Source organism: Enterococcus faecalis (assembly GCF_029024925.1).
GTDB lineage: Bacteria > Bacillota > Bacilli > Lactobacillales > Enterococcaceae > Enterococcus > Enterococcus faecalis.
This window is the reverse complement of sequence record NZ_CP118962.1, coordinates 866619-882615: the sequence shown is the minus strand read 5'-3', so window position 1 is coordinate 882615 and position 15997 is coordinate 866619. Positions and strand designations below refer to the sequence as shown.

Sequence of the window (15997 nt, the reverse complement as noted above, 5' to 3'; positions counted from 1 at the left end):
CTTGCTATTTTTTGCCTCTTCTCTTATTTTCCTATCGCGGATTCTTTACTTTTAAAGAAAATATGCTAAACTAAGAGCTAGAAAAGAGGTGCTCATATGCGTTATCTTGTTGTATTTTTCTGGACCTTCGCATTAGGCCAAGTCGTTGGATATATCGGCGGTGCATTATCTGGTGGTTCATACGACTTTAAAATGACAACGATTCTATCGTTGGCAACAGCCGTTATTATTTTATTAATTGCACACTTTGCAGTACCGAAAGAAACCAAACCTGTTAAATAAGAAAAAACCAGTTACTAAAGTTATTGTAACTGGTTTTTTTATCTTTTCAACTGTTTAGAGCTTTTTATTTAAAACTTTTCGGAAATTAAAGAAGGACAACCCAATGTTTCCTAAAACGAAACAAGCGGTTACCAGAAAAACAGAAGAATAGCCAAAACCATGGGCAACTGTCGACCCTACCATCGGTCCTAAAACTTGACCGAAATTACTACACATCTGATTGTAACTATAAACTCTACTTACGCCCTCTGTTGGCGTTATTTTACTAATTAACGTATTAATTGATGGCATTAAAGCACCTGTTGAAAAACCTAAAAGGAATCGTAAAACACCTAACTGAAAAGGTGTTTGCACAAACGCCATGGGAATGTAACAAATAAAAGAAAGAATTAATCCGCCTAATAAAACTTTTTGGTTCCCAATGCGGTCCCCAATTTTTCCCAAAGTTGGAGAAGAAATAATTGCTGAAACGCCGGCAATCGAAACAATCAAACCACTAACAAATAATACATTCTCTGTATCGCCACTTAAAGATCGAATATATAGCGTTAAGATTGGGCTGATACTTGTAATTCCTAATTGTAAAATTAACGTAGTCACAAACAAACCAATCAATACTGAAACATGATCCATCTTACTAAAAATTTCTTTAGTCGTTAATAAATCCTTTTTCTCAACTGGTTGAAAATCTTCTTTAACTAAAAAGATAGTCAACAACGTTGTAATGAATAAAATAACACCGGTAATAATAAAGACATTTTCCATTCCAAACCACTGTGCCAACGCACCGCCAATCGATGGCGCAATTAACGTCCCAGCAATTGCACCTGTTGATAATGTCCCTAGAGCCCAGCCATTTTTCTCTTTTGGCGCCTGCGACGCAATCATCGCTGTTGCGTTAGGAATATAGCCGGATAAAATTCCGTTCATAAAACGCATAATCAACAGCCAGTATACATTAGGGACAAATGCTAACGCCCCCATTGTGATCGTCATTCCTGCTGCAGCGCGAATCATCATAATTTTCCGACCTTTTCGATCAGCTAAATTTCCCCAAATCGGTGCAACAATCGCAGCAGCAAACGCCGTGACAGAAATTGCCAATCCAGAAAACAACTCTACTTGACTCTTAGGCGTCCCTAATTGTTCAACGTATACTGGAATAAACGGCATAACTAAGCTAATACTCGCCCCTGTAAAAAAGCAACCAATCCATGCGACTAACAAATTCTGCTTCCATTTTATTTTCATACTTTTATCCACCTTATCACCTCTTCACCTACCACTATACTCTAAAAGAGTGAATCTCTCAAAAGAAAATTCTTTTAAAAAAAAGTCTGACAGACCGGTCAAAACGACCAATCTGCCAGACTTCTTAACACTTGGGCTTAAGATAAATAGCTGAATAAACGCAACACCTTCAAAGCTAACCGCTGTTATCTCAGCCTCACTTCTATTTACTATAAAATAGCTAAGATTACAAAGTTTAAGATAAACAACGCATCAATGACCCAAATAATTGGTGAAACTTCTTTGGCTTTTCCTTTGACTACTTTCACCACTGCATAAAAGATGAACCCAGCAGCAATCCCATAAGAGATGCTATAACATAATCCCATGAAAATTGAAGCAAAAAATGCTGGAATCGCATCTTCTAAATCCGTCCAATTGATGTCTTTGAAAGAAGCTAACATCATAATTCCCACTAAAATTAACGCTGGAGCCGTAGCTTGTGCTGGCACAATAGCAATAAGTGGTGAAAAAAGACTACTTAGGGCAAATAGAATTGCTACCACTACCGATGTCAAACCTGTTCGACCACCCGCACCGATTCCTGCTGCACTTTCTACATAAGTTGTCGTATTCGATGTACCAAAAATCGCACCGATAGATGTTGCAATAGCATCTGCAAATAGAGCTTTGTCCATTTTAGTGCTGAAGCCCTTACTATCTTCTAAAGCTAATTCATCTTCTTTAGAGAAAATCCCTGTTCGACGTCCCGTACCGATAAATGTTCCAATTGTATCAAACGTATCTGATAAACTGAAGGCAATAATGGTCATTAAGACTTGAGGAATTTTTGAAGAATCACTAAACAATGACTGTAAGCCCTCAGCACCAAAAGCAGCGCCAAAAGTTGTACCTAATTCTTTAAATGAATTGCCCAACGAATTAGCATGCCAATCAACCGAAGCAGTGTCTACCACCCCCATTGGAATTGCGACTAACGTAGTAACCACAATGCCAATTAAAATAGCCCCACGAACATTCGTGACAACTAAAATCGTTGTTAAAACTAACCCAATTACCGCCAAAATAATGGCTGGATTATCAAAATTTCCTAAAGCGGGCACGATACTCGAACCATTCACAACACCATTTTGAGGTTCTGCTTGTACTGTGAAACTTAGTAAGCCAGCATTTTTCAACCCTACATAAGCGACAAAAATTCCAATCCCACCACCAATAGCATGTTGTAAACTCTCTGGAATTGCTTTAATAATCATTTTGCGAATTTTTGTCACTGTAATTAAAATATTAATCAAACCACAAATAAAAACCATTGCTAATGCTTGTTGCCAAGTATACCCCATCCCAAAAACGACCGTAAACGTGAAGAAAGCATTGAGTCCCATTCCCGGTGCTTGAGCGTAAGGTACATTAGCAAACAGCCCCATAATTAATGTACCGATGATTGAAGCAATAATGGTCGCTAAAAAAACAGCCTGAAAAGGCATCCCTGTTTCTGAAAGAATGGACGGATTAACAAATAAAATATAACTCATTGCAAAAAAGGTCGTAACCCCCGCCATTATTTCAGTTGATACCGTTGTCTTGTTTTCCTTTAATTTGAAAAACGTATTCATAATTGCACTTCTCTCCCTTAAAATCCATGTTTTCGAATAATTACTCTTTGATTATAAGAGAATCACTATCTTTTTACAACAAAATATTAACTATTATATATATTTTTCTATATAACGTTCGTGTTTTGTGGATATAAAAAAAGAAAAAGCTTTACATTGCTTCTTCTTTTCCTAATAATTGGATTAGCCCAAACAACAGCATCTGTAGAAACATCATTAATAAAATAAACATTAATTTTTGAAGGGACCAGTCAAAAAAGATAATTTTCACTGTTTCAATTGGACTCATAAAAAGATAGACACTGTGTAATCGATCAAAACGTCCAACATAAATCGCCAAAGCAGACAAGAAATGAAGGCTGGCTTGAAAGACTACAATTGTTCTATAGTCACAATAACTTTGCAATTTCTGACTAACAGTTGTTACTGTTTTCATCCCTAAAAGTCCATATATAACAATCCCGCTAGTTAAGCAAACAAACGCCCACCAATCACCAATTTGGTTTGCAAAAATCGTATTAAAGCCTCGATAAATAGATAGCGTTTCTAAATGAAAAAAATCCGTAAATAGGTACGGCGCATTAGGATAAAAAATTAACCAAGCAAAACCTATCAACCAATCCCTTTTACGTTTTTCTGCATTTAAAAGATAACTAAGTTCAATTGGAATATAGGCTAACAACACGTTCAACGCCATAAAATGAAAATGCGTAGCAAATAACCACATATAGATACAATAGATTAAGGTGATCACTCGTAAATAATTTCTAGAATTTTTCAAGATGCTCTGCGCTCCTTTTTCAAACGGTTTATTTTAGTGTAGCATACTTCTTAAGCTTTTTTTTAAACCTTATAAATGAACATGCTTCTCCCCTTGATAATCTTCGGTTTTATGCTAGACTGAGTAAAAGGCATTTAGGAGGAATTTTTACTTGAAAAAATTAATTGCTATTGATTTAGACGGCACAACATTAAATGCACAGTCTTTAATCAGTCCAAAAACCGAACAAACACTAAAAAAAGCGATTGACAACGGTCATTACGTCAGTATTGCCACTGGACGTCCCTATAGAATGAGTCATCAATTTTACCAACAACTTGGCCTAACGACCCCTATGGTTAACTTTAACGGTGCTTTAGTCCACATTCCAGAGAAAAAATGGGACTTGGAAAGCGAAGCCAATATTGAGCGTGACCTAGTCTTTGACATTTTGGCACAGAAAAAAGAATTACAATTAGATTTTGTTGCTGCTGAAAACAAAGAAACATTTTATATCGATACGTTAGATGGGTTCGATCCGAAATTTTTTGCTTCCAAAGCAACCTTAGATAATTTACTTACTGCTAAAAATTTACGAACAAATCCTACCTCAATGATGGTTCGGACCACACCAAACCAAGCTGAAAAAGTTGCTGATACATTGACAAAACAATATGGTGATTATATTGATGTCCGCACTTGGGGCGGTCCAATGCCTATTTTAGAAATGGTCGCAAAAGGAATTCAAAAGGCCCATGGCGTTGATCAAGTGGCGAACTTTTTATCTGTCAAACCAGCTGATATCATTGCTTTTGGCGATGAACATAATGACGAAGAAATGCTAAGTTATGCTGGTTGGGGTGTTGCTATGAACAATGCCACGGATAAAATTAAATCCGTAGCCAACGATGTCACTGAAAAAACAAATGATCAAGTTGGTTTAGCAGATTACTTAGAAAATTATTTAGATCTATAAAAGGCTAAAATAAAAGTATTTCTTTAAAAAGAACTCACTTTGGTTTAGCTGATAATCTTAAGATTACAAAAGTAGGGCATAAGTCGAAACGACTTATGCCCTACTTTCGTTTTTCTTATTCCTTCAATGAATTTTGAAACGTGCTGATTTTTTCAGCCAATCTTTGATAAGTAGTAAAAGACGGATGCTGTAGCTCTTGTTCTTCGTTAACGGATAAAGTTTGTTGTGTCGTAATGGCCTTTGTTAGTGCATCTACAAAATGAATAAAAGAATTGTTGGTTTGTTTATTATATCCTGGTGAATAATATTTCGATTGACGATAAAAAGGCCGCAGGGCTGTTTCTGTGATTTTTTCCTGTTCATCTGAAAAGTATTCATCATAGCTGACATGTTTTATTTTCTGCTCTTCTGTTATCACTTGAAGTCGACCGATTAGGCCATTGCCTAAATCTTCTGCGTAACCGATATACGTTTCTTTCGATGACTCTTTTAGCCAAGTGTCCATCTCTGCTGCTAAAGGCATTAAACCTTCACGCGCAGAAGTTGATGAACCGCGTACCGTATAAAAATTACCTGTGACACGATTTTCGTCACGCATTTGTTTTTCTACATAAGTAATACCATTAACAACGGTGACTAACGTATCGTCTGTGCGCGTGTTGCTTGCTTGAAATTCAGGATAATCTGACAGGCGTTTGTTTACACCCGAATAGCGTGTATCATAATAAGGATCACTAGCAAACTCTGTAAACTCAACATTCAGAATCCTTTGCGTTTCAGGTTCCGTAATAATCTCTACAATGCCGTAATTTCCCCCAGTAAATACACCTTCATTTTTATAATAGTTACCCGTCATTAATCCCAAAGGCGGTTGATTGGACCAAAACATTTTTTCCTTTTTTTCTTCTGGTGTATATTTTGCTGGTGGGGTTGTACCAAATGTCGTTTGTGTGGCCCCTGTAACCACTTCGTAAGTGTATTCATGAGAATCAAAAGTCAATTGATTAGCAATCAGTTCGTCATTTTTAGCCGGCGCTTGTTTTTCCACCGCAGAAGTCGTTTGATTGGTGACGGTAACTTGCTTCACTTGCTTTGTCTCTTGCGGACCACTTGTTGTTTGTTTCGTTGGCTCTTGATCTGGCGCACAACCAACCAAAACAAATAATCCGATAAAAACCAACATTCCTTTAATATGTTTCATTCACTTCTCTCCTTTTTATAAACGCTTAATTTCCTCTTATCTCCAGTGTAGCAAACATTTATAAACCAAAACTGACGGAAAAATGAATAAATAATAAACAAAAACGCTAAACCTCTTGCAGCTTAAGAGACTTAGCGTTTTTTTATTTAATTGCTTGGCGCTTTTGGCGCAACCACTCTTCTTTAATGTGTTCAGATAGGCGAATCATTCGTTTACCAACTTCACTATATTGGTTAGTAGCTAAATTGGCTAAAGAAATTCGAACTGACCATTTGTCACTCCCGAAAGCATCCGCTTTTAAAAGCATTAATTTTTCTTTTTCTGCTAACGAAGTTAATACTTTTGTGATCGTCCACGATTTCGTTAAATAACTTGAAAATTCTGGGCCATAACGTTTTTCTGTCCAATCTCTAAAGTTAATTTCACAATAGTATGCTGTATTTAAACTTGCTAAAGGCTCTTCAATGCCTAAGGTGCGGAACAAGAGCTTTTCACGCGTATGACAAATATCCATCACTTCGTCTTTATATGCTTGACCGTCTTTTAACAAAGCATACAAACTAAATAAAGCCATCATCGCTTGCTGAATAGAAGAAAGTCCCGCTGCATGGTTCAACGCAATATCGCGGCTGTCTGCGACTAAGCGGCTGATAAAGTTAATTTGGCTTGTGTCTGCATTCAATGTAGCATAACGTGCCTGTAATTCCATTTTTCGAGCCACTGGCAATTCTTTTAATAATTGATCAAAGATGTTCTCTTGGCTAACCGCAATAGTCCCCACACGCCAACCAGTAGCGCCAAAGTATTTAGAATAAGAATAGATACAGGCTGTATTGTAAGGTAACTCCGTAAATAGTGAACGAAAAACTGGCACAAAGGTTCCGTAAACGTCATCTGTTAAAATCATTAACTTAGGGTTATCCACTGCAACGATTTGTTTGATTTGTTCAATGGTAGGTTTTCCCATAGCATTGGCAGTTGGATTGCTGGGATTTACGACAAAAACCGCTTTGATGGACGGGTCTTTTAGTTTATCAATTTCCTTGTTTGAGTATTGATACGTCGTTTTTCCATCAATGATCATTTGCTCTGCTTTGATTTTAACCACGTCAAAATCATAACGTGGTAGTTCTGGAATTTCTAGATAAGGAGCAAACGTTGGTAATAACAACGCAATACGATCACCTTTTTCTAGTAAATAATTATTTGCCAACGTATCAAACAAGTAACAAATCCCTGCTGTACCACCTTCAACGGCAAAAATATCAAACGGTTGTGCTTCGCTGGAAAATAATTCTTGATTTAAATATGCTTTAATCGGTTGTTCACACGCCTTCAAGCAACGAACAGGATTCGGATAATTATCCCCAATCACATAGTCTAACATGGCATCTAACCACATTTCCTTATCCATCCCAAAATAGTTATGCTCTGCTGTCCAAATTTCTTGTAAGAAGGTTGCCCCTTTGCTAGGATTTTCTGCTAAAAAGTTTAAGAAGCGTTGCGTTCTACCAAAACTTGGCTGAATCATACCAGCCGTTTGTTCGCTCCCCTCTCTTAACGTTTCTTTTGTAGCAAATTGACCTAATAAAAAAAAGGCTTCCCTTGGTGTTGGCGCCGTCCAATTAGGATTGCCTCGCCCTGCATTTAACAATGTTTCTAAATTATGATTTTCTTCATGTAATTTCTTCTCTAAAAATAGACTTAATTCAAACGGACTAAGGTTTTCTGTCAATTCATCACTTGTTATCATTTTATCCTCCTGAAGCACACGCGGTCATTTAGTATTTAGTATGTAGTCTATACTACTCTTCTACCTCCAGATGTCAACCATTTAAGCGGAATATTCTGACAATTAATAAAAAAGAAACAATCCTTTATAAAAAATAAAGGATTGCTTCTTTTTCGCTGATTAACCAAAGAACCGTTGCATCTCAATTTTTGCTGATTGAACAGAATCAGAAGCATGGATTAAATTTTTGGTGACAGACAACCCATAATCTGCTCGTAAGGTGCCACTTTCAGCATCTAACGGATTCGTTGCTCCAACTAATTTACGCACTTTTTTAACCACATTGTCCCCTACAACGACCATCACAACCACTGGGCCACTTGTCATATAGGCTAATAATTCAGGGAAAAATAGTTCATCTTTTAAATGCTCATAATGTTCCTTCACTGTTTCTACTGTTAGTCGTTCGAATTTAAGGTGCAATAAGTCAATACCTTTATCTTCAAAACGTTGAATGATTTTGCCAACTAACTTTCGTTCAACGCCATCTGGCTTAATAATTACTAAACTTGTTTCCTTCATTTTTTCCATCCCTTTCAAAACTTCCTTTTGCCCTTTCCCAAGGGGTAGCTACAGAATAAAATGAAAGCGGATACTTTGTCAATGATAAATTTTCTTTTCCTTTTGATTAAATAAAAAATTAAAGATTATTCACAAGGTTTGTGAATTGTTCTTTCAGTTCTGTATTACTTGTTTCTTTTAAAAACAAATAAGGTTGCTCTTCTGCTGGCTGTTCTTTACTCACATAAACTTTGGCTTCACCATTCACTAAAGTAAATAAATAGACATGCTTCTGGGCAACTTGTGTCGCACTGTCAGAGTATACTGCCACCAGACAATAACCCCCTTCGCTGCCTGTTTCTGACCAATTTAACCAAATGGGATTGTTTCCAATAGCTGGTTGTATTTTAGGTTCATAACTCAATAAATCATCAGGCACTTGAATCGTGTAAAAAGCTACAGAGTGACCTGGTTGGTACGCTTGATAGTTCTGATTGCGTTCTTGACCCCAGATTTCCATGTATTGTCCTAACTGTTTTGCTTTTTGCTGATTCCAAATCGTCCCTTCTTCTGTAACTAATTCAGTTAATTCTTGTGTTTGCGTTGTTTGCTCTAATTCCAACGCCGTGGTTTGACTAACTTCGGTTGCTGAAATTGCTCTTGTTTCTTCAGTATTTACATTGTTTGTACGGTTTGTACTTTCTGTGATTCCTCTTTCGATTTTTGCCAACCACAGCTAGATAAAACGCTTCCAACAACCGCTATCATAATAATCCCGTTTAGTTTCATTCCTTAAACTCCTGTTTTTATTTTTATTCTATCGAAATAAACCTAAAATCTCAATCCCTTTCTTTGGATAGTTGAAAACCATTTGGGAACTAGTAATTCTCCACAATTATAGTCCTCTAGTAATTGTTGGTATTGCTGTTCCATAGTCCTGATTTCTTTTTCACCAAAGCTCAGTGCCCAAACTAAAGAATAGAGTCCTGCGTGAAAAGTATAAAGCTTTTGAAACTGCCAAAATAAGGTAGGAACTTTCCCAGCAAAATAACCTTGTAATTGACCATAAGCAAACAATGGCGAAACATTTCTTGAAAAAAATTGTAACTTGTAAAATTCTTCATAAGGATCCCCAAAATCCCATCGATTAAAATCAATCACACCGACCTGCCTAGTTGGCAAGTAAATAAAATTTCCCACATGGAAATCTCCATGCTGATAAACCACAGGCCGTTGTTGCAATAACGGTAATTGTTTTTCTAAATATGAAATTATTGGCTGCTGGTACGGCATACAAAATTGAGATTCCTTATACTTATTTAGTTGACTCTGCTTTTTTTCGTATAAATTTCGCGCAATCTCTCTTTGACTAATCCTTTCAGGCAACAAAAGCTTATGGATCTTGTTTAAATAGCGGCCTGCCTCTACGCCTAAGTTCAGTTGTCTTTTGGGAGAAAGAGCGGGTAAAACATCGCTTAAGTCTTCACCTTCTAGATACGTTAATAACATGTATCCTTGTTCACTTTCAGGAATAGGTGCACATAAAAAAGGTTTAGAACTGGGAAATCCTAACGCCGCTACTTTTTTGATAAATTGATATTCTTGTTGTTTGGCTAATAACTCTTCTTGTTGAAAAATTCGCAATAAAAAGGTTTCTTGATTTTTAGTAACTTTAAACTTTAAATCCGTTGACCAACCACGATGAATAGCTTCAACTTTTTGCCATTGCTGAAACGCTGGAATCTTCTCAAACGCCCTCATTACTTTCGCCTCCATTTCCCTATTGGTTTTAGTATACCAAAGAAAAAAGGCTGGAGACAATTGGGGATAAATTGTCTCTAGCCTTCACTGGTTATCATTTTCTAGTTTTCCTTATATAAATCGTTCCACTCGTTACTAAGAAAGCTCCTCCTAAAACAACCCAGAAAGTACTAGGTACTTCTGCACCTGCTTTTGGTAATACTTTTTTGGGAAGCTGTTCTTGTTTCCCAATCATACTTTTATTAGAAAAAGCATGCGTACTTTCTGTTGATTTGGTTCCCTGATTTGCTGATGAATTCAGCGAATTATCTAAGGATGACTCACTAGTAGTTTTTCCAGCTTTGTCTGGGTTTTGGTTTTGATCTTTTCCTTCGATTGGTCCTTCACTTGTTTTTGTTTCTTTGTCTTTATCTGGTTTGCCACTTGCATCCGGCTCTTTGTCTTTGTCTGGTTCGCCACTTGCATCTGGCTCTTTGTCTTTGTCTGGTTCGCCACTTGCATCTGGTTCTTTGTCTTTATCTGGTTCGCCGCTTGCATTTGGGTCTTTGTCTTTTTCTGGTTCGCCACTTGCATCTGGTTCTTTGTCTTTGTCTGGTTCTTCTACATGTGGTTGATTTATCTTGTGGTTATTTTCAAATAAAGCACCTAATTGTAGCAATGTTCGGTCTTCATTTAATGCACTATTAAATTGAATCCCCAAAGGCAGTCCTTCTTTTGAAACGTAAGTTGGTACACTTAATGCTGGATGTCCAAATAAATTTGCTTGTTGTGTAAACGGTGTATATGTGAACGCCGTCAGCCATTGATCATAAATCAATTGTTTTTGTTCTGCTGGTGACAATTGATCAATTTTTTCCATCTGTGCTGCATGTTCTGGCTTTAGTAACGGATTATCAATACTAGGTGCCGTGGCAGCTGTCGTTGGTGTTAATAAGATAGGATACTGTTGATAAAATTCGTCCATCACTTGTGCTTGTAAAGCAATATCTGTCCAAGCCGCAGTTGTCTCTTCACTCGTTATATTTTTTCCTGTTTGAAAAAGCGCCCATGTTAACAGTTCTACATCATTTCGTTCAAGCGGTCTTTTCAATTTCTGCCGCGCCATAAAATCGGCAATTCCTGCTGAGCCAGCAGCTACAGTATAATAATTTTTCATTAGACGTTCCCCATCAACAGGGTGCTTCACTTCAACCAATGTGTACCCTTGGTCTTTTAAAAAAGCAACAGCTTCAGCGACCGCCTCTTTTGCTTCGGCACTTACAGGCGTTCCGGCAGGAGATTCTGTTGTATAAGCAATGGGTTGCGCTTGACTTAAATGTCCCGCAGGAAGATCTTTTTTGGTTAATAAGGTTTCAAATAATGCATTTGTATCCGCCACGGTTCGACTTAAACCAAAGTGAACAGTTTGACCTTTTGCACTATTAGAATTGCCAATGATTACTCCTCTAGAAGGTTTCAAACCTACGGTGCCTGTCCAAGAAGCAGGGATGCGGATAGAGCCACCAGCATCACTTCCAGAAGCAATGGGAACAAATGCCGCGGCGACACTAGCACCCGCTCCGCCTGAAGAACCACCTGAATAATGGTTAGGATTCCATGGATTGACGGAAACGCCATATAACTTTGAATCTGAAATATTCTTCCAACCTAATTCTGGATAATTCGTTTGACCAATGATTATGAATCCGGCATTTTGTAGTGCTTTGACAAAGGTCGATGTCCCACCAGCTACTTGATCTCGGAGAAAACCAAAACCGTTCGTGTTGCTTTCACCTTTCAAGGATTGTCCTAACCCTTTTAGTAAGAGCGGCACACCTAGAAATGGTTGACCTGTATCTTGTAAAGCTTTTGCTTCTGTCAAAGCCGCTTCTTCTCGTAAAGTAATGACCGCATTTAATGTAGGATTTTCACGTTTAGTGATGGCCAACGCAATTTTTACTAATTCTTCGCTCGTCACCTTTTTTTCTCTTACTAAAGTTGCTAACTCCAGTGCAGTTGCTTGTTTATAATCTGCTTCTGAAAAAACACTCTCTGCAGAAACAGCTTTTCCATCTGTACCACTATTTTGTATCTCATTTGTGGTTTCAGTGGTTACTGCAACCACATTTCGGCTACTGCTTTCGGCGATTGCCGAAGAGGATTCTTTTTCCTGCATCACCGTTTGGCTAGTAGTTTCAGATTCCAAGTTAGCTACAGTCTGACTGGTTTCTGTTGTTACTGATTCCGTCTCTGTTTGAACGGTTGTTTCTAGTATACTTTCTTGTGCCAACATTGGTACCCCTACCAGTGTTTGGCTAATTAATAAAATAATCCCTAACTTTTTGAACAAAATCGACTTCTTCATAAGTCACATCCTTCATCTATTAATACAGTTAAAAAATCTGTATTACTTATAGCATAAATGAAAGCGATTAAAAAGTAAAGTTCTCTTGAAAATTCCCATGTTCAACTTTTAGGCTAGGTTCTTTTTATATGCTAAAATAGAATAGAAACGGAGGTTTTTTAATGGAATGGATTGAAATTAAGCACGCAACACAAAATAATTTGAAGAATATCTCTGTCAATATCCCTAAAAAGCAACTAACTGTTGTTACTGGACTTTCGGGTTCTGGAAAGTCCTCCTTAGTATTTGACACATTAGCCGCTGAATCACGTCGTGAACTAAATGATACATTTAGTTCGTTTGTTCAAAATTACTTACCCAAATATGGTCGTCCAGAAGTTGAAAAAATCGAGAATCTTCCTGTTGCAATTGTCATTGACCAGAAAAAAGTAGCAGGTAATTCTCGTTCGACAGTGGGAACGTACACAGATATTTATACGTTTTTACGTTTGCTGTTTTCGCGAGCAGGTTCTCCATTTGTTGGTTATTCAGATACTTTTTCGTTTAATCATCCGGATGGAAAATGTCCAACATGCGATGGCTTAGGAAAGATTACCGAAATCAATCTTCATCAGCTAGTTGATTATGACAAATCATTAAACGAAGGGCCTATCGATTTCCCCACATTTACAGTTGGCAACTGGCGGTGGAAGCGTTATGCCCATAGTGGTCTATTTGATTTGGATAAAAAAATCAAGGACTATTCTCCTGAAGAGTTAGCATTATTTTTATATGCTCCACAACAAAAACTAGCTAATCCACCCAAAGAGTGGCCTCATACAGCTTTGTATGAAGGAATCGTCCCGCGTATGCAACGTAGCATATTGCATACAGACGAAGGCAAACGTCATCAAAAATACCTTAATCACTTTGTTACCGTAAAAAGATGTCCTGATTGTTTAGGAAGTAGAGTCAATGAACGTGTTCGTAGCTGCAAAATTAATCAGAAAAGTATTGCTGATGCTGTTGACATGCCACTCACTGAATTACATTCTTTTATTCGTTCAATGGACCTATCCTTAATAAAAACTATTCAAGAAGAGCTACTTGTACGTCTAGAAGCATTAATTAATATCGGTCTCTCCTACCTCACATTAGGACGAGCAACTGAAACACTTTCTGGTGGTGAAGCTCAGCGGATTAAAATTGCTAAGTATGTAAACAGCGCCTTAAATGATATTATGTATATTTTAGATGAACCAAGTGCTGGCTTACATCCAAAGGACATCGAACGGATCAGTCGTGCATTGCTCAATTTAAAAAATAAAGGAAACACCGTGGTTCTCGTGGAACATAATCCACAATTAATTAGAGAAGCTGATTTTATCATCGATATAGGACCTTTCGCAGGCGAAAATGGTGGCCATGTCCAGTTTTCAGGAACGTATGACGCATTTTTAGCCTCCAAAACCTTGACTAGTCAAGCGCTTCAAGAGCCGCTCCCTTTAAACGACCAACCAAGAAAAGCAAGGAAGTCTTTATCAATCGAACATGCGACACTGCATAATTTAAACAATCTATCTGTCGAAGTTCCGTTAGGAGTTTTGACTGTTATTTGTGGGGTCGCTGGTTCAGGTAAATCATCATTAGCGGAAGAAATTTATCAAAAAGCCCAGGCTGATAACCAAGAAATTATTCATCTTTCACAAAAAAGCATTACCGCAAATTTACGATCCACACCTATGACCTATCTTAATATTTTTGATAAGGTCCGCAAACTGTTTGCGGAAGAAAATCATGTTAGTCCAGCTTTATTTAGCTATAATTCCAAAGGCGCCTGTCCTACTTGCAAGGGGAAAGGCATAATTGTCTCCGATATGTCTTTTATGGAGGATGTTACTAGTATTTGCTAAACCTGTCACGGAACGCGTTACAAAGAAGAGGTGCTTCATTATCTGTATAACGGAAAAAATATCGTTGAAGTACTAGCTTTAAGCGTTAAAGATGGCTATGATTTTTTCAAAGACCAGCCTTTTGCTCTTTCATTAAAAAATTTACTGGAAGTTGGCTTAGGCTACCTTAAACTCAATCAATCGCTCTCAACATTATCTGGTGGCGAATTGCAAAGGGTAAAATTAGCAGACACACTTCACCAAAAAAAAGCTATCTATTTAATGGATGAACCTACAGATGGTTTACACTTAATTGATATCCAACAAAGTCTTCAACTTTTCAATCGAATGGTAGAAGAAGGAAACAGCTTGATTTTATTAGAACATCACATTGATGTGATTAAAAGTGCCGACTGGTTGATTGAACTAGGTCCCGAAGGTGGAGAAAATGGCGGACAGCTTCTTTTTACAGGAACCCCAGCAAATATGCTAAATTCCACTCATTCTATTACTAAAGGCTATCTATAAAATAATTGGAACAATAACAATGTTACTTTTATCCCCAACCTATATTACTTTTTAAGCTTGGAACAAAAATCTTTCTGGATTTTTGTTCCAAGCTCTTTCTTTTTTAATTATTAATTGTCAAATTAAGTTAGACAATTCCTCTTTGCATATGTGACTCAAGAATACTTCTATTGGTGTTTTATAGTTTAATGATTTTCGAGGGATATTATTTCTTTTCGATGCAATAGATTGGATAAAAGATTCATCAACTTCGTTGAAGTCCATTTGCTTTGGTAAACCATCTTTACGTAATAAACCATTAGAGTTTTCATTTAAACCTCTTTGTGATGGTGTACCAGGATCTGCAAAATAGATATCAATATCATTGATATTACTGATTGATTTCCAATTTGAAAATTCCTTTCCACAATCAAAAGTCATTGATTTGAATAGATGCTTAGGTACAGATTGCATCCATTGGTTCAAACGATTTTCAATATCTATAGCTCGTCTGCCTTCTGGCTGAAGAGTGATGATTACTTTAGATAATCGCTCAACGAGGGTAATAACAGCACTTTTGTGCTTTTTACCTACAATAGTATCCCCTTCAAGGTGGCCAAATTCTTGATTGAATTTAGAATAATCATTTCCTCTGTCACGAAGTGATCGACGAAAAGATTGTTTTCCCCGAGTTTCTTTGTGTCCGTTGGCTTTACGTTTTCCTTTCATAGGTAGGTGAGTCACTTCAAATACGCCTTGTTTAAACATACGATAAAGTGTACGCATAGAACAAGAAATAGAAAACTCTGCACGGCCAACAATCACATCAGGTGTCCAACCTTGAACAACCCTCTTTTGAATATATTCTGTTTGTTCATCTGATAAGACAATAGGACGTCTGCCACAGCGAGTTTTATTCTTCTTGTATTGATTGAAATAATCTAGAGCATTGTGCCCTGTTTTGAAAAATTGGTAAACTTTATGAATCATTTGTCTAGATCTATTCAATAGTACTGCGGTTTTGGCTACAGATTGATGATTATTATAATACGCCTCTATCATTGCAAGTTCATTTGATGTAAGATGGGTATAGGTCATTTGTCTTCACTCCTTATAATTCTTTTGCGGGAACTAT

At 37.2% G+C, this 15997-nt stretch carries 11 protein-coding genes and 2 pseudogenes; 3 read left to right on the top strand and 10 right to left on the bottom strand.

Going from position 1 to position 15997, the window contains the following annotated elements:
- The first annotated feature begins 96 nt into the window (after positions 1-96).
- Entirely contained in the window at positions 97-282 is a 186-nt protein-coding gene (locus PYW42_RS04370; RefSeq protein WP_002355945.1) for a YjzD family protein, read from the top strand.
- A gap of 54 nt (positions 283-336) precedes the next feature.
- On the opposite strand, the gene PYW42_RS04365 is transcribed toward PYW42_RS04370, so the two are convergent.
- The 3 genes from PYW42_RS04365 to PYW42_RS04355 form a co-directional block, all read right to left on the bottom strand.
- On the bottom strand, positions 337-1533 hold the full coding sequence (locus tag PYW42_RS04365; RefSeq protein WP_002381323.1) for a multidrug efflux MFS transporter: 1197 nt from the start codon (positions 1531-1533) through the stop codon (positions 337-339).
- Between the two features lie 209 nt (positions 1534-1742).
- Positions 1743-3149 carry an NCS2 family permease gene (locus PYW42_RS04360; RefSeq protein ID WP_002355943.1) on the bottom strand — a complete coding sequence of 469 codons (1407 nt, stop codon included), beginning with the start codon at positions 3147-3149 and terminating at the stop codon, positions 1743-1745.
- A 151-nt stretch (positions 3150-3300) separates the two neighbouring features.
- Entirely contained in the window at positions 3301-3876 is a 576-nt protein-coding gene (locus PYW42_RS04355) for a DUF1361 domain-containing protein (protein WP_002386206.1), read from the bottom strand.
- A 205-nt stretch (positions 3877-4081) separates the two neighbouring features.
- Here PYW42_RS04355 and PYW42_RS04350 point away from each other — a divergent pair, with 205 nt between their 5' ends.
- Entirely contained in the window at positions 4082-4885 is an 804-nt protein-coding gene (locus tag PYW42_RS04350) for a Cof-type HAD-IIB family hydrolase (protein WP_010816102.1), read from the top strand.
- A 115-nt stretch (positions 4886-5000) separates the two neighbouring features.
- On the opposite strand, the gene PYW42_RS04345 is transcribed toward PYW42_RS04350, so the two are convergent.
- The 6 genes and pseudogenes from PYW42_RS04345 to PYW42_RS04320 form a co-directional block, all read right to left on the bottom strand.
- A complete protein-coding gene (locus PYW42_RS04345) occupies positions 5001-6086 on the bottom strand; it encodes a hypothetical protein (RefSeq protein WP_002409914.1) in 1086 nt (361 codons plus the stop codon).
- A 142-nt stretch (positions 6087-6228) separates the two neighbouring features.
- A complete protein-coding gene (aspD, locus tag PYW42_RS04340) occupies positions 6229-7839 on the bottom strand; it encodes an aspartate 4-decarboxylase (protein ID WP_002388895.1) in 1611 nt (536 codons plus the stop codon).
- Between the two features lie 159 nt (positions 7840-7998).
- Positions 7999-8409 (bottom strand): nucleoside-diphosphate kinase, encoded by a 411-nt coding sequence (ndk, locus tag PYW42_RS04335; protein ID WP_002381321.1) that lies wholly within the window; start codon positions 8407-8409, stop codon positions 7999-8001.
- A 109-nt stretch (positions 8410-8518) separates the two neighbouring features.
- A pseudogene (locus PYW42_RS04330) lies at positions 8519-9168 on the bottom strand (DUF4767 domain-containing protein).
- A gap of 42 nt (positions 9169-9210) precedes the next feature.
- Positions 9211-10155 (bottom strand): aminoglycoside phosphotransferase family protein, encoded by a 945-nt coding sequence (locus PYW42_RS04325; protein WP_002393453.1) that lies wholly within the window; start codon positions 10153-10155, stop codon positions 9211-9213.
- 79 nt (positions 10156-10234) lie between these two features.
- A complete protein-coding gene (locus tag PYW42_RS04320; RefSeq protein WP_002388798.1) occupies positions 10235-12484 on the bottom strand; it encodes an amidase family protein in 2250 nt (749 codons plus the stop codon).
- 161 nt (positions 12485-12645) lie between these two features.
- Here PYW42_RS04320 and PYW42_RS04315 point away from each other — a divergent pair.
- Positions 12646-14883: pseudogene (locus PYW42_RS04315) on the top strand (ATP-binding cassette domain-containing protein).
- A gap of 117 nt (positions 14884-15000) precedes the next feature.
- Here PYW42_RS04315 and PYW42_RS04310 read toward each other — a convergent pair.
- Positions 15001-15960: an IS30-like element IS1062 family transposase gene (locus tag PYW42_RS04310; RefSeq protein ID WP_002388844.1), complete on the bottom strand. Its 960-nt coding sequence runs from the start codon at positions 15958-15960 to the stop codon at positions 15001-15003.
- Positions 15961-15997: the final 37 nt, after the last annotated feature.